Source organism: Alteromonas macleodii ATCC 27126 (assembly GCF_000172635.2).
GTDB classification, from domain to species: Bacteria; Pseudomonadota; Gammaproteobacteria; order Enterobacterales; family Alteromonadaceae; genus Alteromonas; species Alteromonas macleodii.
Genome location: NC_018632.1, coordinates 4,175,426 through 4,196,219 on the forward strand (window position 1 = coordinate 4,175,426; position 20,794 = coordinate 4,196,219).

Annotated in this window: 22 protein-coding genes; 9 read left to right on the plus strand and 13 right to left on the minus strand. The window is 45.4% G+C overall.

Translation table 11 applies throughout. The features are described 5' to 3' along the window. Window positions 1-75: 75 nt before the first annotated feature. From MASE_RS17815 to MASE_RS17825, 3 genes are all read right to left on the minus strand, one after another. Window positions 76-1,425, minus strand: a complete 1,350-nt coding sequence (locus MASE_RS17815) for an N-acetylmuramoyl-L-alanine amidase (protein WP_014951095.1) — start codon at window positions 1,423-1,425, stop codon at window positions 76-78. Window positions 1,426-1,510: 85 nt separating this feature from the next. Further along, on the minus strand, window positions 1,511-1,993 hold the full coding sequence (gene tsaE / locus MASE_RS17820) for a tRNA (adenosine(37)-N6)-threonylcarbamoyltransferase complex ATPase subunit type 1 TsaE (RefSeq protein ID WP_014951096.1): 483 nt from the start codon (window positions 1,991-1,993) through the stop codon (window positions 1,511-1,513). A gap of 74 nt (window positions 1,994-2,067) precedes the next feature. Beyond that, the gene (locus MASE_RS17825; protein ID WP_014951097.1) at window positions 2,068-3,567 is read right to left on the minus strand and encodes a bifunctional ADP-dependent NAD(P)H-hydrate dehydratase/NAD(P)H-hydrate epimerase; all 1,500 of its coding nucleotides are present in this window, start codon (window positions 3,565-3,567) and stop codon (window positions 2,068-2,070) included. Between the two features lie 6 nt (window positions 3,568-3,573). On the opposite strand from MASE_RS17825, the gene queG reads away from it, so the two are divergent. Further along, window positions 3,574-4,716, plus strand: a complete 1,143-nt coding sequence (gene queG / locus MASE_RS17830; protein ID WP_014951098.1) for a tRNA epoxyqueuosine(34) reductase QueG — start codon at window positions 3,574-3,576, stop codon at window positions 4,714-4,716. Window positions 4,717-4,778: 62 nt separating this feature from the next. On the opposite strand, the gene MASE_RS17835 is transcribed toward queG, so the two are convergent. The 3 genes from MASE_RS17835 to nudC form a co-directional block, all read right to left on the minus strand. Continuing rightward, window positions 4,779-5,402, minus strand: coding sequence for a hypothetical protein (locus MASE_RS17835; protein ID WP_014951099.1), 624 nt, complete (start codon window positions 5,400-5,402; stop codon window positions 4,779-4,781). A 23-nt stretch (window positions 5,403-5,425) separates the two neighbouring features. After that, the gene (hemE, locus tag MASE_RS17840) at window positions 5,426-6,517 is read right to left on the minus strand and encodes a uroporphyrinogen decarboxylase (RefSeq protein WP_014951100.1); all 1,092 of its coding nucleotides are present in this window, start codon (window positions 6,515-6,517) and stop codon (window positions 5,426-5,428) included. 268 nt (window positions 6,518-6,785) lie between these two features. After that, window positions 6,786-7,619 carry an NAD(+) diphosphatase gene (nudC, locus tag MASE_RS17845; protein WP_014951101.1) on the minus strand — a complete coding sequence of 278 codons (834 nt, stop codon included), beginning with the start codon at window positions 7,617-7,619 and terminating at the stop codon, window positions 6,786-6,788. Window positions 7,620-7,780: 161 nt separating this feature from the next. On the opposite strand from nudC, the gene MASE_RS17850 reads away from it, so the two are divergent. The 5 genes from MASE_RS17850 to MASE_RS17870 all read left to right on the plus strand — a co-directional run bounded on the left by MASE_RS17850 (window position 7,781) and on the right by MASE_RS17870 (window position 10,933). Further along, window positions 7,781-8,245, plus strand: coding sequence for an Rsd/AlgQ family anti-sigma factor (locus tag MASE_RS17850; RefSeq protein WP_014951102.1), 465 nt, complete (start codon window positions 7,781-7,783; stop codon window positions 8,243-8,245). 35 nt (window positions 8,246-8,280) lie between these two features. Beyond that, window positions 8,281-8,754, plus strand: a complete 474-nt coding sequence (locus MASE_RS17855; RefSeq protein ID WP_014951103.1) for a transcriptional repressor — start codon at window positions 8,281-8,283, stop codon at window positions 8,752-8,754. Next, the gene (locus MASE_RS17860; protein ID WP_014951104.1) at window positions 8,744-9,208 is read left to right on the plus strand and encodes a chemotaxis protein CheX; all 465 of its coding nucleotides are present in this window, start codon (window positions 8,744-8,746) and stop codon (window positions 9,206-9,208) included. The genes MASE_RS17855 and MASE_RS17860 overlap by 11 nt, the downstream gene beginning before the upstream one ends. Further along, window positions 9,198-9,635, plus strand: a complete 438-nt coding sequence (locus MASE_RS17865) for a secondary thiamine-phosphate synthase enzyme YjbQ (RefSeq protein WP_014951105.1) — start codon at window positions 9,198-9,200, stop codon at window positions 9,633-9,635. Before MASE_RS17860 ends, MASE_RS17865 begins: the two co-directional genes overlap by 11 nt. Before the next feature lie 101 nt (window positions 9,636-9,736). Further along, complete coding sequence (locus MASE_RS17870; protein WP_014951106.1) at window positions 9,737-10,933, plus strand: OmpA family protein; 1,197 nt, start codon at window positions 9,737-9,739, stop codon at window positions 10,931-10,933. A gap of 126 nt (window positions 10,934-11,059) precedes the next feature. Here the strand turns inward: MASE_RS17870 and dnaB are convergent, their stop codons facing one another. The 5 genes from dnaB to MASE_RS17895 all read right to left on the minus strand — a co-directional run bounded on the left by dnaB (window position 11,060) and on the right by MASE_RS17895 (window position 15,381). Then, window positions 11,060-12,445 (minus strand): replicative DNA helicase, encoded by a 1,386-nt coding sequence (gene dnaB / locus MASE_RS17875; RefSeq protein ID WP_014951107.1) that lies wholly within the window; start codon window positions 12,443-12,445, stop codon window positions 11,060-11,062. A 115-nt stretch (window positions 12,446-12,560) separates the two neighbouring features. Further along, entirely contained in the window at window positions 12,561-13,031 is a 471-nt protein-coding gene (locus tag MASE_RS17880; protein WP_014951108.1) for a hypothetical protein, read from the minus strand. A 254-nt stretch (window positions 13,032-13,285) separates the two neighbouring features. Continuing rightward, on the minus strand, window positions 13,286-14,287 hold the full coding sequence (locus MASE_RS17885; protein WP_014951109.1) for a DUF4097 family beta strand repeat-containing protein: 1,002 nt from the start codon (window positions 14,285-14,287) through the stop codon (window positions 13,286-13,288). A gap of 13 nt (window positions 14,288-14,300) precedes the next feature. Then, window positions 14,301-14,813 carry a hypothetical protein gene (locus MASE_RS17890; protein ID WP_014951110.1) on the minus strand — a complete coding sequence of 171 codons (513 nt, stop codon included), beginning with the start codon at window positions 14,811-14,813 and terminating at the stop codon, window positions 14,301-14,303. Continuing rightward, a complete protein-coding gene (locus MASE_RS17895) occupies window positions 14,806-15,381 on the minus strand; it encodes an RNA polymerase sigma factor (protein WP_014951111.1) in 576 nt (191 codons plus the stop codon). Before MASE_RS17895 ends, MASE_RS17890 begins: the two co-directional genes overlap by 8 nt. Before the next feature lie 117 nt (window positions 15,382-15,498). Here MASE_RS17895 and MASE_RS17900 point away from each other — a divergent pair, with 117 nt between their 5' ends. Further along, entirely contained in the window at window positions 15,499-16,149 is a 651-nt protein-coding gene (locus tag MASE_RS17900) for an MOSC domain-containing protein (protein WP_014951112.1), read from the plus strand. A 21-nt stretch (window positions 16,150-16,170) separates the two neighbouring features. Here MASE_RS17900 and MASE_RS17905 read toward each other — a convergent pair whose 3' ends face one another. After that, window positions 16,171-17,283: an MBL fold metallo-hydrolase gene (locus MASE_RS17905; protein WP_014951113.1), complete on the minus strand. Its 1,113-nt coding sequence runs from the start codon at window positions 17,281-17,283 to the stop codon at window positions 16,171-16,173. 289 nt (window positions 17,284-17,572) lie between these two features. Between MASE_RS17905 and MASE_RS17910 the strand changes: the two genes are divergently transcribed. Beyond that, the gene (locus MASE_RS17910) at window positions 17,573-18,262 is read left to right on the plus strand and encodes a response regulator transcription factor (protein ID WP_014951114.1); all 690 of its coding nucleotides are present in this window, start codon (window positions 17,573-17,575) and stop codon (window positions 18,260-18,262) included. Beyond that, window positions 18,259-19,686 (plus strand): sensor histidine kinase, encoded by a 1,428-nt coding sequence (locus tag MASE_RS17915; RefSeq protein WP_014951115.1) that lies wholly within the window; start codon window positions 18,259-18,261, stop codon window positions 19,684-19,686. Before MASE_RS17910 ends, MASE_RS17915 begins: the two co-directional genes overlap by 4 nt. On the opposite strand, the gene MASE_RS17920 is transcribed toward MASE_RS17915, so the two are convergent. Next, window positions 19,664-20,794 carry a PepSY-associated TM helix domain-containing protein gene (locus MASE_RS17920; RefSeq protein WP_014951116.1) on the minus strand — a complete coding sequence of 377 codons (1,131 nt, stop codon included), beginning with the start codon at window positions 20,792-20,794 and terminating at the stop codon, window positions 19,664-19,666. The genes MASE_RS17915 and MASE_RS17920 overlap by 23 nt on opposite strands.

Consider the following 20,794-nt stretch of genomic DNA (forward strand, 5'->3'; position numbering starts at 1 on the left):
AACTATATGGATTCGTGGCGATACGATATGTAAGTGCTATGAGTGCTGAAAAAGCCGATGAAACAAAACCTTGGTTTATGTTCTCGGAATATTTAGGACCTGCCCTACGCGTACAACATCACTTGAAAGATCATTCGCTGCTTTGATGCTGCTTACTTTTACATTGTAACGCTGTGCTAATAACGAGAGCGACTCGCCGCTTCTTACTTTGTGCGTTCGGTTGTTCGCCCTTTCTTGTGCCCACAGTGTACCATCAGGGGGAACTTGCTTGAAGTAACGCTTAGTCGCATTAAACATGGCATTCGCTAAGCGTTCGCGATGTTTAGACCAGTTCAGATTCTTCTCTTCTTGCGGATTAGAAATGAAACCGACTTCGACCAAAATAGAGGGGATGTCAGGCGCGGTCAAAACTGCAAAACTGGCGGCTTGTGGTTTTCTTTTATGCAGACTGGTCACCTGCTTTAGCTCTTCAACCACTTTATTACCTAAATCGTGGCTGGTCGCCATGCTGTGATCCATCGATAAACCCAGTATGGTTTCAGTAAGATATCGCTCGCTTGATTTATCATTGATCACTTCAGCTGCACCACCGAGTAATTCAGAGTGACGTTCAGATTTCTCTAGCCAGCGGCCTAATTCAGTGTCTGCTCTTCGCATGGATAGTACCCACACCGAACCACCTCGCGGTTGAGGCTGACTAAACGCATCGGCGTGGATGGAAATAAGCAAATCGGCTTTTTTCTCGCGCGCAATTTCAGGACGTCGATTAGGAGAAACATAATAATCATCGCCACGAGTCATGATGGCGCGCATACCTCGCTCCCGGTTTATCATGTCTTCCAGTTTTTTGGCGATACTCAGGGTGATGTGCTTTTCATAGGTACCAGCCGGACCGATTGAACCTGGGTCATGTCCACCATGCCCGGCGTCGATGGCGACGATAATGTCTCGGTCTCGGGCACTGGTAGAATCATCAATAACGACAGAGCCAGTTGATGCCGACGCTGATAACGTTGGCGACGGCTTCGGCGCGCTATCTGGTAAATCGACAACCAGCCTGTGTCCGTAAGCACCATCGGGGGTTACTGCAAATAACGAAGGCTTGGTATTTCTATTGAGCTCAACAACCACTCTGGCAGATGATTTGTTTTTCGGTGTGGAGTAGCGCAGCTTTTTAATCAAATCACCGCTGTTTTCAATGCCAGAAAGCTTAGCGGTGTCGCTGGTGTTGTTAAGATCGATGACAAGCCGAAGCGGATTTTTAAGTGTAAAATAGGTGAACTCTGGCGCTGATTTCATATCGAAAACAACGCGCGTATTGTCCGGCGACGGCCATATCCTAACCCCGTCGATGTTATTTTGCGCACCGTGTGCGAATTGCACGACGAAACACAATAATAATACCGAAACTATACTGCGCACCATAATTAGCCTTTCTGTTATTGTTATGCTGCTCTCGTCAACTCCGGAGCGGCTATTTATTCAGTTTTTCTTTCATTTCGCATTTGCGCTAAACGCGCTTGCATTGCTGAAGCAATTTCGCACCGTGGGCACTTTTTGCTTCCAAATTAAACTGCCTACCCGATGGCGTAATATTTATACTAATCACTAAGTCTGGGGATGCCAAGTATTCGCCCCCTTTTTCCGACCATTCAATAAGCGCGATAGCGCCCGAACCAAAGTAATCGCGAATTCCCATGAACTCTAACTCTTCTGGGTCGGCTAAGCGATACAGGTCGAAGTGATAGATATTGACGCCATCCAACTCATAAGGTTCAACCAATGTATAGGTTGGACTTTTAACGCTACCTGAATGACCTAAAGATTGAATGAAATATCGGCTAAATGTCGTTTTCCCTGCACCTAAGTCGCCGTTTAAATAAATAACAGCATCGGTAGGTAGTTGACTCGAAACAGCCTGCGCTAAATCTCTGGCAAGCTGCGCAGTATCATCTACTTCATTAGCAAAAAAAGAGGTATGCGGGTAAGACATCAACAATATTCCACAGTAATAGAAAGCCGAATAACACAGTAGATGCCTGCCCGTTCAAGACAAAACCACGCTAACTAGTGGTTTATAAGCGCACGTACTGCGTCAAACAAATCGCTCGCTATCATACCACGTTGACCATACAGTTGGGCAATATCATCGCCAGCCTTAGCATGAAGCACTACACCATATTTCGCTGCAATATCTGTTTCTACGCCTTGCGCGAGCAACGCGCCCAATATTCCGCTTAATACATCACCGCTTCCTGCGGTAGCCATACCTGGATTACCGTGACGGCAAACCCAGGTTTTCTTTTCATTGTCGATAAGCGTGCCCGCCCCTTTTAGTACACAGACCGCATGGTATCGCTGTGAGCACTGCCTTGCGTAGTTAAAACGGTCGCTTTCTACATCATCAATAGAAACACCGAGTAAACGCGCAGCTTCGCCCGCGTGAGGGGTTAAAATACTGTCAGACAAGGTGTACGCGGTTGACTGCTGACACAACAGATTTAGCGCGTCAGCATCAATGACCACAGGCTTATTTTGGCTTTGACAGTGCTTCATGGTGGTTTCAAATGCGCTTTCTGCCCATTCATCTTGCCCAAGACCCGGTCCAATAACCACACAGGTTGCCCAAGCTAATGCATCTTCCAAATTAAAGTCGGTGACCATGAGTTCAGGTCTGCCTGCACTGACCTGAACGACTGACGACTCATGGGTATACACGCGTACCATGCCCGCACCGCCTCTCAGGGCGGCTTCACTGGCGAGTCGAATGGCACCTGCTGTTCCGCGGTTACCGCCAATGCACAACAGTCGACCATAAGTCCCTTTATGACTGTTAATCTCCCGTGGCCCCATACCTTTAAAGTGGTCGATATTTAGCATGGTCGCGCTCGCTTTGGCTAATGCTTGGAACGCTTTGCCGATACCCAAATCCGCATACACTAACTTACCGCACGATTGTTTACCCGCACCAGTAACAAGCCCCGGCTTAATGCCTACAAAAGTAACGGTGATATCAGCCTGAACACATCGTCCCAGGCTCTGTCCTGTATTTGCATCAAGCCCTGACGGCACATCAACGCTTACTACCGGTGTTGATGACGCATTCACCGCATCAATGATGTCTGCAAACTCATTGCGAATATAGCTATTAATACCTGTACCAAGAAGCGCATCAATCACTACGTCGGACTTCTCGAGGAGCGCAGCGTCAAACCCATTGATACTGCCTCCTGAATCGAGCCAGCGCTGCTGTGCTTTGCCAGCATCACCTTCCAGCGTACGTTCAGGCTCAACCGCACATAAATGCACTTGTTTACCCGCAAGTTTTGCGTTTATTGCTGCAATGTAGCCGTCACCCGCATTGTTACCTTGGCCCACCAGCACTAAGTAAACATCTGAGTTTGGCATAAGCTCAAGACACTGCTTAAATACCACATCGCCAGCTCGTTGCATCAATGTGAACATATCGCAGCCCGAATCCGCGGCGGCTTGTCCCTCATTTTCCCTAACCTGATCGGCCCGAAATAATTTGTATGATAAACTTGACGTTAATTGAGTATCTAGCATGAGCACATGTCCGAATTTAGTTCTATCGACCTTGTTGAATTAACCAACAATATCAAGGCTTGGGGTACAGCGCTAGGCTTTCAGCAGGTTGGCATCAGCGATATTGATCTACATCAGCACGAGGCACACCTTCAAGAATGGTTAGACAATGGGTATCACGGTGACATGGCCTTTATGGAGAGTCATGGGATGAAGCGTGCCCGGCCTGATGAGTTGGTCCCAGGGACATTACGGGTTATCAGCGTTCGCATGAACTACTTACCTCCTGACGCCTCGTTTGCTAAGCATTTAAAAAAGCCAGAAATAGGATACATCAGCCGCTATGCATTGGGCCGTGACTACCACAAAGTGCTGCGCAAACGTCTGAAGCAATTGGGAGAGAAAATCACCGCATCCTTGGCGCATACCCAATATCGCCCGTTTGTAGACTCAGCCCCCGTGTTGGAACACGCTATTGCTGAAAAAGCGGGTATTGGCTGGACGGGGAAACACAGCCTGACACTCAACAAAGAAGCCGGCTCTTGGTTCTTCTTAGGTGAGCTGTTCATCAATTTGCCATTACCTACTGACTCACCAATTGAAGAGGGTTGCGGCACCTGCACGGCGTGTCTAACCATCTGCCCGACCAATGCAATTGTTGCGCCTTATAAAGTAGATGCCCGTCGCTGTATTTCCTATCTCACCATTGAATCAGACAAAGATATTCCCGAAGATTTGCGCCCCATGATGGGCAATCGCATTTATGGCTGTGACGATTGCCAACTTGTTTGCCCTTGGAATCGCTTTGCCGATGTTACCAGTGAAGAAGATTTCCACCCGCGACAAGTGCTACACGGCCAAAGTCTCAATGCGCTTTTCGGCTGGTCTGAAGAAACCTTCTTGCGCAATACGGAAGGCTCTCCCATCAGGCGGATTGGCTTTGAGAAGTGGCAGCGTAATATTGCCGTTGCGTTAGGAAACGCTCCGTATGATGAACAAAGCACTCTGCTTTTGAAAGAAAGACGAGGGAGCGTGAGTGACTTGGTGGACAGACATATTGATTGGGCTCTTAAGCGGCAGCAAGAGAAGCAACAAGCGTCTGATGCAAAAAACAGGCAGCAAGCGCGGCTTATTCGCGTAATTGAAAAAGGTTTACCAAGAGACGCCTAACGCCAGTACACGTTTGAATAAGGCATACCGCGAATTCAATTGGCGATATACATGTTTTGGGGTTAACCCGCTGAGGCAAGCTGACTGTTTAAATCGGCCTGAGTGCTATTCCGATAACGCACACGAGCATTTGGCGAATGGGATGCGGCGAAAGAAACGTTAAGTTTGAGGCCTCGCTGTGCCACTTGCGTGGTTATGATAGGCGAGCCGAATTCCCACCACGGTTCCTGTTCCAATGCTTCAATAACTCGCGACAGCTCAGTTTCAGAACCGTCATACTCACCCGTTATTTCGCAATGTCCGTTCTCACATTTTACCGAGTCTAAAACAAAGCGCTCGTTGTTAGGCGGCAGCGCAAAAAACGTATTGAGTGAGCCTTCGGTTTTAGTGTAGAAAACCTCTGGCGCCATGATTTGGACATTCTCAGCAACGGGGGCAACATTCATCTCGCCGTTTTTCGTAACGCTTGTATCCAAGAGCACCGCACCTGTTTCATTTGAAACCAACTTGGCGGCGGGCTTAATAACTTTCAGCTCACTCGTTTCGGTGGCACGAGAGCGCGCTAACACATTGGTTAGTCGCTCTTTATCTGCATTGGATTCACTGAGTTGGTGTTGATAGCCAGAAAATTTATACCCTGCTATCAATGCAAACGCTATCAGCAACAACACAAGCCACGTTTTCATTTTACTTCCTTTATCGAAGTCGCTTACTTGTGATATTGCTTACTAAGTTCATGTACCGCATTAACGAACACACCTGCATTTTCAGGTGGTACGTCTAGATGGATACCGTGACCTAAATTAAATACGTGACCGCTACCTTCACCGTAACCTTCTAGAATGGACGCCACTTCTTGCTCAATTCTTTGCGGTTGAGCATACAGCATTGATGGATCCATATTACCTTGAAGTGCAACTTTATCGCCAATGCGCGCACGCGCTTCTTTAATGTCGATAGTCCAGTCTAAACCTACTGCGTCGCAGCCTGTCGCCGCAATCGATTCTAGCCACATGCCACCGTTTTTGGTGAACAAGGTAACAGGTACTTTACGGCCTTCATTTTCACGGGTCAGCCCACTTACAATGCGCTCCATGTACTGAAGCGAGAATTCTTTGTAGTCACGAGGAGATAACACGCCACCCCAAGTATCAAATACCATGACTGACTGCGCGCCCGCAGCGATTTGAGCATTTAAATACTCAGTAACAGAATCAGCCAGTTTTGCTAGTAACGCATGAAGCGTTGCTGGCTCAGCAAATGCCATTTTCTTGATTTTGGTAAAGGCTTTACTTGAACCACCTTCAATCATGTAAGTCGCGAGTGTCCAAGGGCTTCCAGAAAAACCAATTAATGGCACTTCACCTTTAAGCTCACGGCGAATAGTACGAACGGCATTCATTACGTACTGTAGTTCACCTTCTGGATCAGGAAGGCCGATTTTATCCACATCCGCTTTACACGTGATTGGATTTTTAAAGCGAGGGCCTTCACCTGTTTCAAAGTAAAGACCGAGGCCCATCGCATCTGGAATGGTCAAAATATCCGAAAAGAGAATTGCAGCGTCGAGAGGAAAACGACGTAAAGGTTGTAGCGTCACCTCACATGCAAGTTCTGCATTCTTGCACAACGACATAAAATCGCCTGCTACTGCACGAGTCGCTTTGTACTCTGGGAGGTAGCGCCCGGCTTGTCGCATCATCCATACAGGTGTGACATCAACCGGCTGCTTAAGTAACGCACGTAAGTAACGATCGTTCTTTAACGCGGGCTTATCAACACTGGGGAAATTTTGCGACATATAACTCACCTAAATTACTGAAGATATTTGAGCGCGAAAGTATACCAGTATTCTTAACTAAGGTGTGCTAAAACCTGTATTAAAAAATCAATGTTTTAACGACAAATCGGTGTAGTGTCGATTATTAAAGACAAACAATACTTGAACATTACTTTAAAAAGACGCTTGCACTTAAAGTGAGTGTTTGCTATTACTATAACCGTTAAAGAAAAGAAGCCCTACATGGGACCGTGCTAAACTTATTGAAACCCTGCCTCGGCAGGGTTTTTTATTTGTCGCCGATCAGAGACACCGTTTCAGCAATTAATTGTCCCGCAATAGACACTTTCGGTGGAATAGTCGGCAGCGCATCTATATCAAACCATTGCGCATCATCTATCTCGTTCTCCTGACAACGAATTTCCCCTTCGTCATACTCGGCAATAAACCCGACCATTAAGGAATGTGGAAATGGCCATGGCTGACTATTGTAATAGCGCAAGTTTTTAACCTTAACGCCAACTTCTTCGAAAACTTCTCTGTGGACCGCTTGCTCCAGACTTTCACCACTTTCTACAAAGCCAGCAAGAGTTGAATACATATTAGATTCTCGATGGCGAACGCCTTTGGCCAAAAGTATTTTTTCGCTGTCGTGTATAGAAACAATGATACAGGGAGACACTCTTGGATAACTGCGATGTTGGCAGCGGTGACAATGCATTGCCATTTCCCAATCTACGCGTTCAGTCTTGGCTCCACATTGCCCGCAAAATTGATGAGTACGCAAGAAAAGGATGTATTGCCAGGCTCGCCCAATAACGGAAAAGGCTATATCGTATTCGGCAAAAAGAAGCTGTCTAAGCGATACCCGTTCCCAACCGGGTTCCTCAACATGCTCAGCGCCCAAATCAACGACGTATACGGGCAGGTCTCTATGCGCCGTCTCATTGAGCGGCGGAAGTTGATGAATTTCATCGACATAAGATGCTAAAAATGGAATATCACTCAGATAAGCAATGGGGATAGACTCAGACGATTCTTGTACTACAATTTTGCCGCGACTAAAAACTACCCACAGGGCTTGCTGAGCAGCTAGTTTCGCCTCATCCAACTTTATCATCATTGCACATCACTCCTGTTCTTTAATGCTTCATACTACACTAAATACTGAGCGTATAGATCGCCACCATACATTTTGAAACGAACTTTTTCGCGCAAAATTTGTGTCGCTAGTGCACAGTGTTATACTGAAACTTATTGTCGCTAAACGGGTAACACATCAAAATGTTGCAACAGTTAGAAAGCGTTAAATCAAAATGGGGCGGGAAAAGCCAGGTTATTGACCGCTGGTTAATGGACAGACAGGCACTGTTAGTTTCTTTCTGTGAACTAGCAGGTATTAACAAGCGAAGCGAGTGTTTACCTGACCCAGATGAAATAGACAACTTTTGCAGCGCATTACTCGATTATTTGTCGGTAGGACACTTTGAGGTTTTCGATATGTTGGTTGAAAACGACAATGAAGGCCTTGCACTACGAGATAAACTTTACCCCAGATTGACAAAAACCACTGACGCAGCACTCGCATTTAATGATACGTTTGCACAAGCAGTAACGCCCGAGCAGGCAGCTGAATTTGACTCAGCGCTAGCCAAGCTTGGTGAGACATTAGAAGAGCGTTTCTCCTTGGAAGATGAGTTAATAGCTCATGTACACACTAAAAAACGTGATCCAGAAGTGACGCTTTAATATAACAATGAAAGTCGAGTTTACGGTTATCATCAATGAACAAAACCACACTTATTCATAAGGCACGGGCTTATTGCGAGCAACGCGGCGCCAGATTCACACCGCTTAGAGAAAAGGTGTACGAAATTCTTGTTTCAAAGCACGGCCCTATGGGTGCTTATGAACTACTCGACTCACTGAAAGAAACAGAGTCTAGTGCCAAACCTGCGACAGTCTATCGCGCCCTTGATTTTCTTCTCGATTTTGGGTTTATTCACCGTTTAGAGTCTACCAATGCGTTTGTGGCCTGCTATCATTTTGGTTGTAACCACCCTGTTCAGTTTCTAATTTGTGACAGCTGTGGTGATGTTGCTGAAATTCAATCTGAAGGTCTTCAAGAGACCCTTGATAGCCAAGCAAAGCAACACGGATTCAAAGTATCGAAACAAACTATAGAGGCCCATGGATTATGTGCCGATTGTCAACAAACGGAAGATCACGCTGCCCAGGAGAGTGTACATGAATGCTGATTTTGTGAACCCGTTTATTGCTGGTCTTTTGAACGTGCTTGAAACCATGGCTCAAACTAAATTGACCCCTGGCAAGCCCAAGCGCAAACAAAGTGATATCGCCAAAGGCGATGTATCGGGGCTAATTGGCATGGTGGGCCCTGACGTTCGCGGCTCGATGTCTATTACTTTTGACGAGTCTTTGGCCCTGACCATAATGGAGAGAATGGTTGGCGAGCGCCCTGAGAAGCTTGATGCAGAAGTAGGCGACATGGTTGGCGAAGTTACCAACATGATTTGCGGTAACGCAAAACGAGACCTTGCTGAGCGGGGTTACGAGTTTGGAATGGCAACACCCATCGTTGTATCAGGAAAGCAACATACGATTAGTCACCAGGTTGATGGTGCTAAAATTATTCTTCCTTTCATGTGCGACGAAGGATTAGCGCATTTGGAAATCTGTTTTGACAAATAATTTCTGGCAGTCTGAAAAAATTACACTCGACAGCTACCCGAGAGGATTTCACCTGATAACACAGCAGGTGGAATCTGCAATACCCAGTATTCGTCATGTTGAAGTCGGCCTTTTGCACCTATGGCTTCAGCATACAAGTGCTAGTTTGACAATCAATGAAAATGCCGACCCTACAGTGAGGCATGATATGGAAGCGTTCTTCAACCATAGTGTAAAAGAAGAGCTTTCTTTTTTCAGGCATACTTATGAAGGTAAAGATGATATGCCTGCTCACTTAAAATCGAGTATACTAGGGTGTCAACTTACTATACCTGTCCAACAAGGCAAGCTTGCACTTGGCACGTGGCAGGGTATCATGCTCGGCGAACACCGAGATCATGGTGGAAGACGAACAATTATTGCCACATTACAAGGGATCGCAGCCTAACCCATATTATAAATGGCACAATTTGTGCTAGCGTTAAACGTTAAGCACAACACAAAATTATCAAAAATCGATAATCACTCAACGTTAAACAGGATGTGACTATGAAACAACACTTTAAAATGGCAGCGCTATCTCTTGCTGTAATTTCTTCGACTAATGCATTTGCACAAGACTCTTCTGAGCCAGAGTACAAAAACTGGTTTGGTTTGTCTGGCATGTATTACAACACTGACGACTCACGTCCGTTAGATCTAACTGACGGCGGCCTTTACGACGATGGTCGTGGCGTAGCTTTTGAATACGGTTTCCGTTTTACTCAAAGCTGGGCAGCTCGTGTTGAATTTACAGCCCTAGACCTTGATTATGCAGGCGGCGGTGATGAAAGCGGTGAAATGGTTGGTGTTGACGCACTATACTTCATGCCAAATGATGCATGGTTCGTTTTTGGTGGTGTTAAGCGTCAAGCAGTAGGCGAATCAACTACGCTTGGTAACATCGGTATCGGTAAACACTGGGACATCCACGAAGATGTTAAACTTGTTACTGAAATCGCCGCTTATCACGACTTCGGTGAAGATTACAATGACTACAGTGTTAAAGTTGGTATCGCGATCCCATTTGGTAAAGGCACTCCTGCCGCGCCTAAAGACAGCGACAACGATGGCGTTGTAGACAGCAAAGACCAGTGCCCAATGACACCAGCGGGTGTTCGTGTTGACGCAAATGGTTGTAGCATCGATGATGATAACGATGGCGTTCTAAACAACGTTGACCAGTGTCCTAACACTCCAGCTGGCACTAAAGTAGATGCAACTGGCTGTGCAATTAAAGATTCGGACAACGACGGCGTTGTAGACAGCAAAGATATGTGCCCTGATACACCAGCTGGCGTAAAAGTTGATGCAAAAGGTTGTACAGTATTTGACGAAGAGACAGTAGAAATCACACTACGCGTTCTATTCGACAACGAAAGTGCTGTAGTTAAAATGCCAAAAGATCCAGAAATCTCTGAATTTGCTGAGTTCATGAAGCAGTATCCTTCAACAACTGCGGTAATTGAAGGTCACACTTCTGCACCAGGTAGTGAAGCTTACAACATGGACCTTTCTAAGCGTCGTGCTGCGAACTTCAAAGAAGTAATGGTAGACATGTACGGTATCGAAGGTTCTCGTTTAGAGACTATCGGTTACGGCGAAACTCAGCTTCTAGACAATGGTAAGAATGCTGAAGCACACCGTGTTAACCGTCGCATTTCAGTGACAGTTAAAGACACAGTGAAAGTAGCTGAAGAAAAGTAATTCATTGTATATGAATTGAAAAAGGCGCCTTACGGCGCCTTTTTTGTGTCTGAAATACTTTAACTTGTTAACCCTTAAAATGTAGACCGTGGCCGCAGTCGAAGCCTTTAGTCGCTATAAGAGGGGCTAATATTCGTCGGCTATGGCAGGGCCTGCATAGTTGTCAAATCGTGAGAATTGGCCTTGGAACGTAAGTCGACAGGTACCAATTGGGCCGTTACGCTGTTTACCAATAATAATCTCTGCAATGCCCTTATACTCACTGTTTTCGTGATAAACCTCATCACGATAAATAAACATAATAAGGTCGGCATCCTGCTCGATTGAGCCAGACTCACGAAGGTCAGAGTTTACAGGACGTTTATCGGCGCGTTGTTCTAGCGTACGGTTAAGCTGTGAAAGGGCAACTACCGGCACTTCAAGCTCTTTAGCCAATGCTTTCAATGAGCGAGAGATCTCTGCAATTTCCAATGTTCGGTTATCACTAAGAGAAGGTACGCGCATCAACTGAAGATAATCCACCATGATTAGACTGATTCCACCGCGTTCGCGAGCGAGTTTTCTTGCGCGACTTCGCACGTCCATTGGTGTAAGGCCTGATGAATCATCAACAAACAAACAATCTTTGTCTTTGAGCATAGCCATGGTGTTGGAGATACGTGCCCAATCTTCATCATCCAGCTGTGCAGTACGAATTTTGGTTTGGTCAACGCGGCTTAATGACGCCAACATACGCATCATGATTTGTTCTGAGGGCATCTCAAGACTGAAAACAAGTACAGGTTTATCTTCTGCCATCATGGCGTTTTCAATCAAGTTCATGGCGAAGGTGGTCTTACCCATCGATGGACGAGCCGCCACGATAATAAGGTCAGAGGGCTGCATACCACTGGTCATTTTGTCTAGGTCGGTAAAGCCGGTAGTAACACCGGTAACATCTTTATTGGTTTTCACCAATTCTTCTAGACGGTCAATGGTCTTCCCTAAGATAGACTCGACATCGCGAGGACCTTCGTTTTCACCAGTTCTTCGTTCGGCAATTTCAAATACTTTACTTTCGGCCAGGTCAAGAATGTCTGCACTGTCACGGCCTTCGGGGTTGTACCCAACTTCCGCTATTTCATGCGCCACGCCAATAAGCTCTCGGGTTATCGCGCGCTCACTAATAATTTGCGCATAAGACACAACGTTCGCAGAACTTGGCGTGTTTTTGGCAAGTTCACCTAAGTAGGCAAAACCACCAGCATCTTCCAGTTCATCATGCTTTTCCAGCTCTTCTGATACTGTTATAAGATCTATTGGCTGGCTACTGTTTAGTAGTCGAGTGATAGCACGAAAGATAATTTGGTGTGAGCGATTGTAGAAATCGTTATCGGTAACAAGCTCCGCGACTTTGTCCCAGCTTTCAGGGTCAATAAGCATGCTGCCCAAAACAGATTGCTCAGCCTCAATGCTATGAGGTGGAACCTTCAATTTTTCAACATTCTTATCGTTTTTAGACGCAGACGCCACGAGTGAAACCTATTCCAATGCACAAAAGTCAGTTGGATATTATGCGCTTTTAACGTCCATCACTCAACAAAGGAAGTCGTCATTTTGTTGCGAAAGCGCAAAAAGACAACATCGTTTAAAGCGTTTTCTCCAGCTTTAAAAACGTACCGTCAACCAAGGTGTAGGCGCTGCCACCTTCCTGAAAAATGAGTGTAGAACCCATGATTGCTGAATTATCAAGGCACGACAAACTTACTTCAGTAATCTTGTCGTCGCTAAAGCCGAGCGATGATGGAGAGGCTTTAAAAGCAGCATAAAAATCTTGATTACTGATATTTTTCGTTGAATACACCGGTGACTCACAGAATGCCTGATCGAGTTTAGCCGAGTCTGAAGCATAGGTTACCGAGCGACCCAAGAACTTTTCTGACTCTATTGATGAGTGAGCTGAAACACCTACATTATAGGCCTTAGTCACCACCCAAGTACCTTCGTAATAAGCGGGTTCCTGAACAGCACAGCCTAGCGTAAATGCGCATATTCCAAACGCACCAATAATTAGACTATGAAATCGCCAAAACCTTTTGACGTGTCCAACAATACTCAATTTAACCTCCAATCAAAAAATAACAAACCATGTGATGATGTGGGTGAAGCGTGCAGGTCCGCTAACTTGTAACTAAGAGCCATTAAAACGCACTTTTGTTACTTACAAACGCTCAGCTACACATTTTTAGCGACCAAACAAAAAAAGCTGCGATCACTCGCAGCTTTTCATTAATCACCACATGTCTGATTAATAAATGTGGACTAAATTCATTTTTTCAACCTAAAGTTTCAATTGTGTTGCCTATAGCTTATTCACTTTTGGTCTATTTCAATTCGCCCGTGTACCGTAGAGATGTCTACATTTGCAGCCCCACCGTTGTGGATAAAGCGTAGCCAGCTACCTGGGCCATACTTAGGCTTTTGCGACTTTTCATCACTGATATTGTTTACAATGTTGCCGCCAGCGTGCGTCTCAATATCAAATTGTGCCGATACGCCATCTTGAAAGACAAATTCCATTGCACCGCCTACAGAATTCGCTTTTACGCTACCGTTCTTATTAAGACCTAAACTTGCGTAAGTCCTTCCATTAACCGTATTGATTTGCAGTACGTCCACCGCTTGAAGAGACACATCGATTCGACCGTTGACGGTTTCTACTGATACGTCTGGGCTATCGGAAGTGATGTCGAGCTTGCCATTAACTGACGCAAAGCTCACTGGCGTGTTTCCTGAGTGTGACGCTTCAATTTCGCCATTCACTGTTTCCGCCTCTAAACGGCCTCTCACATTCTCAAGCACGATATCGCCATTAACCGACTCAACTTCAACCCGCTCACCTATGTTTTTAAGGGTTACGTCGCCGTTTACCACCTCAACATCTACTGCTTTTGTTATACCTTCTGCAATAAGATCAGCATTGACCGCGGTATAGTGAAGGTCGCTTGCTGAAGGTATATAGATAACAAGGTCGTCGCCATCTTTACCTTTATTAAACCAGCTCTTTGAGTGGCGCTCGACTTCAACGTGTATAACCACGACATCTCCACGTCTTTCAAAGATAAACTCTTCAGTTTGATCGCCCAGTTCACCGGTGACACGAACCTGAGACTTATCCCAAACTCGGATGTCTGCTTTTCCGTTGATGTGTTCAATGTCCACTTTCGGCGAAGACGATGTGTCGATGGTCTTATCTACTTTTTCTCCTGCAAACGCCGCAGTAGCGATACTTAGCAGCGCAGTAGTAAGTAATATCTTGGCCCCCAAAGGTGCCATGAACGTGTGCAAAAATGTGCTTTTCGTATTTATATTCATCTTTAAACCCTTATTAAATTTGCTGCCACTTTGGCGCGTGCACTCGCTCAATTAAGGCAATCTGCTGTTGATATACGTGATGCAGCATTTTGATTAATGCTGAGTTGTCTGGATCGTCCTTTAATGCCGCTTTAATAACATCTGCAGCATCGTCCAATTCTTTTAATTGCTCTTGCCAATCTTCAGTTAGCGCCGTGGTACTTTCATAACTAGCAAGAAGACTATTCACTTGTTGTTGCTGCTGCATACTCATTGCGTCAATCAGGGCATAGCCATCGCTTCGACTTTCATCAGCTTTAAACGCAAAAGGAGCCGCGAACCACAATACAGTAACTAAACAAACGCTTGCGGCTATTGCCATCCACTGTTTTGATGTAACCGTAGATGATGAAGCGTCGTCTTGTGAAGCGTCGCCTTGCTGCGATGTTATGCCGAGTTCAATACCTCGCCACAAATCTCGTTCTGGCTGCTTCTCTTTCGATATCCCAGAAATATGCTGAGCAAGCTTGTCGTCAAAATTACTCATCATCGACTCCCATAAAATCTTTCAATAATTGCTTGGCACGGAAAAATTGTGCTTTGCTTGAGCCCACTGCCATGTTCAACATGCTGGCAATGTCTTCGTGTCTGTAACCTTCAATTGCATGGAGGACAAAAACCATTCTGGCTCGCTCGGGTAAGCGAATAACTAATGCTTCTAAATCCACATCGGTGCTGTTTTCTTCAGCCGGCATCTCGTTAATGCCGCTGTTTTCCAAGTTAAACATCCGCTGCACCCACCCTTTCTGCTTACGCATATAAGAGATGGTAATGTTTGCCGTAACGCTGTGTAACCACGTGGAAAATTGGCTTTGCCCATCAAAATTACCCAATTTTTTCCATAGCTGAATAAAGACTTCTTGCGAAGCATCTTCTGCCATTCCCTTTTCACCTGTAAGCCGGTAACAAAGCGCGTAGACTCGCCCAATATGTTCATCGTAAAGGGACCGAAATGCCTGCTTATCGCCCTTTTTCGCTTTAGATATCAGCTCATTTTCGCTTTTATTACCAAACACCACATTGGCGTGTACAACACGTTGTTGTGTGTGTTCCATTCTTTTCTCTTTGTTATTTGTGGTGCCGATTAGCATTAGCACTTGTTAGTGTTATAAGGTTAGTCGTACCCTATAGTAGAAAGGTTTAAATGCACAAAAATATTTTTTGGAGATGCCATGTCTACCTCATTTTCTGTTAACGCTCTGTTTGCTGGAAAACCTCAGCCGCTAGGCCCTCGTGGGGCACCAAGCAGTATTGTTAAAGCCCCCGTCGACGCGTTAACGGTACATAGGGACAGAACCGATGAAGACGAACAGGCCAACAAACGTCTTCACGGTGGACCGGAGAAAGTGCTGCATCAGTTCAACCCGACCAACTATCTGACATTGAGAAAGCATTTTCCTGAAGGCGAATTTTCGCTGGGCAGCATTGGCGAAAACATCAGTATAGAGGGCATGGACGATGCTACCGTTTATATCGGCGATATATGGAAGTTCGGCGAGGTAGAACTGCAAGTAAGTGCACCCCGTGCCCCTTGCAATAAAATCTCGCAACGCTTCGAAGTGCCCAATTTAGATAGATTTGTCGGAGAACGAGGTATCACTGGCTGGTATTACCGGGTTGTTAAAACAGGAACCATCAGTGTTGGCGACGAAGTAACACTACTGCACCGTGAGGACGATACCGTTAATGTTCACACCCTAATGCAATGCGCCCATACCAAAGCAGACAAAGCCCTGGCCCAAAAGCTAGCGAAACTTGAGGCGCTTGATGACGAATGGCGCGGAAAATGCCAAAAAATTGCGGATAAGATTACGGATAAATAGGCCATTTATCCGTAGCTTAAATTAAAAAGACGCCTGCTCACCTTCATTCAAAATAATCCAAGGCATTGCAGGGTTTATCTGCTTCTTCATTTTCATAAGACGAAATAGCGCAGAATGTGACGTCTTGTCACCCATCATCCAGCTGGCATTTCCATAGCCCCAAGGCACTACGGCTTTACAGCCTAGGTCTTGGGCCGCAACAATGGCATCTTCTGGCGTAGTATGTACCTTGCGATACCATTTAGGTGAGGTTTCGCTGAAATAAGACGCTATGGGTAACAGGCAAACATCTATTTCACCAAAGCGCGCTTTAATATCCTTGAAGTGCGGTGAATATCCCGTATCCCCCGCAAAGAACAATGTTTTGCCTTCACTCTCAAATACCCAACCACCCCACAGTGTCGCATTGTCGTCCTCGTACAAATAAGGCACCCAAATTCGGTTACTGAAATGATGGGCAGGCACGAAGTGAATAGAGGTTTTGCCTACGTTTTTGCTGGTATACCACGCCATTTCTTTAATGGTGTAGCCTCTATTAGGGAAGTGCTCTGCGAAACCTAACGGAACAAGATATTCGGGCTTTGTGCCTAATTCGGCAATATCGGCTTTATTGAAATGATCATAGTGAATATGGGAATAAACCACAGCATCGGTTTGTGCGAGTTTGTCTTCACCTACCTCAGCGGGTTCGTTGCGGCTGAACCCCTCCGCCAATCGAAAAGCCCAATTAACGGGCCAATCAAACTGCCCAAACACAGGGTCAATAAGTATTTGCTCACCACTTGCGGTGTTAAGTAAAAAACTTGCGTGCCCTAACCAAGTGACATTGAAGCCGGTGTGCGAGTTCACTGTCGGGTTGTTGCCAACGAACTGACAATTTTGCATGTCACTTTCACATTCAATATCGGCAGACGCTGGGTAGCAATCATTAGTGCACGTGACGGGGTATGCTTTAAAACCGTCGTAAATATTGCTGAATCTGTCCTCATACCCAGGCTCATTGGTGTGCTTGATTACAGCATTTTCACCTTCTATCTGAGTAACATGATTAGAGCTGGCGCAACCAGTCACGACACTTCCTGCTACTACTAGCGACGCCAACAACGTCGTTAACTTCTTTAAACTCATTACCATTTTTAAGATCGTGTCCTTGTAGCTCCAACCTAGCAGGCAAAGCGCTTAGTTGACTGCTGCGTCTATGCTTTATTTACTCAATTGTGCAGACATCAAGAGAACCGCAGTTTAGCGCAAGCACTAAGATAGCTGTTAACCGTTATTGTAAAGCGAGAAACCATCAGCACCACAGTAAATTTGTAACAATATAAAAGCGCGCGTTAGCGGCCGCATTTATCGTCACAAACCGATTAGTTGCAAATGATAACTATTATTAATAGTATGTTTAAAATTCTTTCCTGAAGCCATTATGCGTAAAACCCAAATACTCATTGTTGAAGATGACGCGACGTTAAGTGAACAAATCACACAGCTGTTGCAGTCTCGAGGATTTGACACTCGCCACGAAAGTGACGGTAATGCTGGATTACAAGCTGTGCTTGAGGAGAACTTTGACCTTGTGTTACTCGACATACGCCTTCCCTCTTTAAACGGCTTGTCGCTGTTAAACCAATTAAGGCAAATAAAGCAAACCCCGGTGATGATGATCACCGCGTCAGGTGCCGAGCAAGAAAGGATTGAAGGCTACCGTAAGGGCGCAGATGACTACTTACCCAAGCCCTTCAATTTTACTGAAATGATGCTTCGCATCGACGCACTGTTGCGACGCAGCAAAACACTAAACGACTCAGGCACGCAAAAGTCGGAAATCATTGTTGATGTGCTTTATTTAAATCGCATTCAGCAAGTTACCAAATACCACTCAAGACTACTCGAATTCACGCCAATACAATTTAAGCTTCTTTGGATGTTAGTAGATAACAAAGGGGAAACGTTGAGCAAAGCATTTCTTTATCACAGTGTGCTTAACAAACCCTTTTCGAGGTACGACCGAAGCTTAGATATGCATTTGTCTAGAGTACGCAAAAAGCTCGTTGAGACTGGCATGCCCCCTGAACGCCTTGCCACTGTCCACGGCCAAGGATATCGCTTTTCGTGAAAAATAAACTGCTATGGCGACTGTGCGCATTTATTGCCGTTGGTACTGTTCTGTTATTTTGGGCCATCGCGTGGCTTACCAATCATACCGAGACCAGCATGAGTTTTATCGATAAAGCTCATCAAGAAACCCTTTATTCCTATGGTCAAGAAGCGGAGAAAATCTACCTGGAGGATGGAGAACAAGCGTTAGCTGCTTTTTTGCAAGAAGTGAAGACAAAAGAGGACACATGGCTTGCCGTAGTTAACTCCCAAATGACCACATTCGCTGACACCCAAATGTTAGATGAGTTTGTTGACCGATTTCAAATAGGCCGCAGCCCCGAATGGAAAATACATTTATACTTTTCTGAAAACCCTGTGATGGAAGTCCCCTTCGTCGATGACAATACGCACTTTTTAATTCAACTTCCACAGCGTATGCGCCCAGGTTCGTTATTGCTCGCCACACGCTTAACGCTTCAAATTGCATTACCTCTAGTGATATTAAGTCTGTTGAGTTTTATGCTGTATCGACACCTAATGACGCCACTAAAGCAATTAGAAAATGCCACAAAAGATTTCGCAAATGGCAATTTAGAAGCCCGTGCAATGGCTGCAATGCCCAAGCGAAATGACGAACTTACTGGGCTTGCCCAGACGTTCGACAAGATGGCCCAAAGAACCAGCAGTCTCATTTATAATCAAAGAAGTTTGCTTGCTGATCTCTCTCACGAGCTTCGCACGCCTCTTGCCCGCATTGATATGGCAATAGACTTTGTAGAGCAAGACATTAATCGTGAACAAGCACTTTCACGCCTGCGTTATGAAGCAAGTACGATGAGAGAGCTTGTTGAAGATACCCTAACCTTTGCATGGCTAAATACAGAATCGCCACAATTGAACAGCGATGACTTTGACTTGGTAGAACTTATCAATGTTATTTGTGAAGATGCGCGGTTTGAATACCCTGATAGAACCTTGCATGTCGACACACCTGAATGCGCGAATATTGAAAAGAGCAGCCAGCTTGCTTTGGGGCAGGCGTTAGAAAATATTATTCGTAATGCTTTGCGTCATACCCCTGAGCAAAGCAAAGTGAGTTTAACGCTGACCAGCGATAATAATAACTATGTTATCACGGTTACAGACGAAGGCACCGGCGTCCCTGAATCAATGCTAGACGCCATATTCGAACCTTTTTTCAGGGTAGACAAGGCACGGGCAGCCAAAAACTACGTACATGCCGCAAAGCGCTCTGGCTTTGGTCTTGGGCTTGCACTGGCGAAACGTCAAGTTGCCGCTGTGGGCGGCGACATATCAGCGATAAATCGCGCTGCACTAATCAAAGACGCTGCATTACATAGAGACGCTAGTACTAAGCAAACAGGGCTAGTCGTTACCATTACCCTGCCTAAGTCTTTTAATGCTGCTTTCGCAAATTGAGAAGTCTTTGCACTCCAAGTAGTGTGCCAGTATAAACTAAGATACAGCAAAGCAAGCTTACCAGCCCTGCAATGGTCTGCCCTATAAAGCCAAAGTATTCTCCCGTGTGCAAAAAGCGGGAAGTACCCCAAGCCTGACTCCCTTTGGGCCAATCGGTTTTGTACAGTGTCCTAGTGATGTCACCGGTTCCCGTGTCGAAATACAGTGAATACGCTAACTCTTGCCGGTGCCCTATACTTTTATCGATATAAAACCGTGCAACACCCTCACTTTTGCCAATATCCATCCACATGGAATACCAATCCTGATAGCCATTTTCATTGGCGTGTTGCTGAGCTTTGGTAAATAGCGTGTCGTAACTGACAACGTCGGCGTCTAGCGTCTCAGGCATAGCTTTCTTTTCGCGAGTAGGGACTTGTTCACCGTACATTCCATACAATGCTTTGTTTGCCCACTCAAAATAAAACAGGGTAGCCGTTAGTCCAATCACAACTAAAAAAGGCAGTGACCACATACCAAAAACAAAATGCCAATGTCGGCGACGGTGCTGTTTATTAGTGTACTTTTGCCGTAACCACATTTGCTGCTTTAAGGATTTTTTCGATATGTGTTTGGGCAACCATATGATGACTCCCGATAACAGCAAAAAAATAAAAATAAGATTGCTATAAGCCGTTATGGTTTTGCCAATTAATTGGTAATCCCCTTCCATTAAAAGATATCGATGCAGGTCAGTTATGACATGAAACGCTTCTTCAACGACCCCTTCTCCTTCTCTTAATATATCTCCGGTATAGGGGTGAATAAGATAGCTGTGTTCGCCGGCCCATGCGGGAATTGCCGCTCCCTCGCTATTGACCCATCGAACAAAAATATGCGCTTCGTTAGGATGCTTTTCACGAAGTAGTGATACAACCCGCTCAGTCGAGATTACCGACTTTTCGATATCAATCGTTTGTGCATAAGCCATTTCACTTAGCTCTTTGAACTGGCGCTCGTAAGTGAGTAATACACCGGTAAAAGCCATAGTGAAAACGACAATGCTGGCCAATAAGCCAGCAAAGAGGTGGGCCCAAAAGACCCACCTTTTAAACGTGGAAAAGTTCAT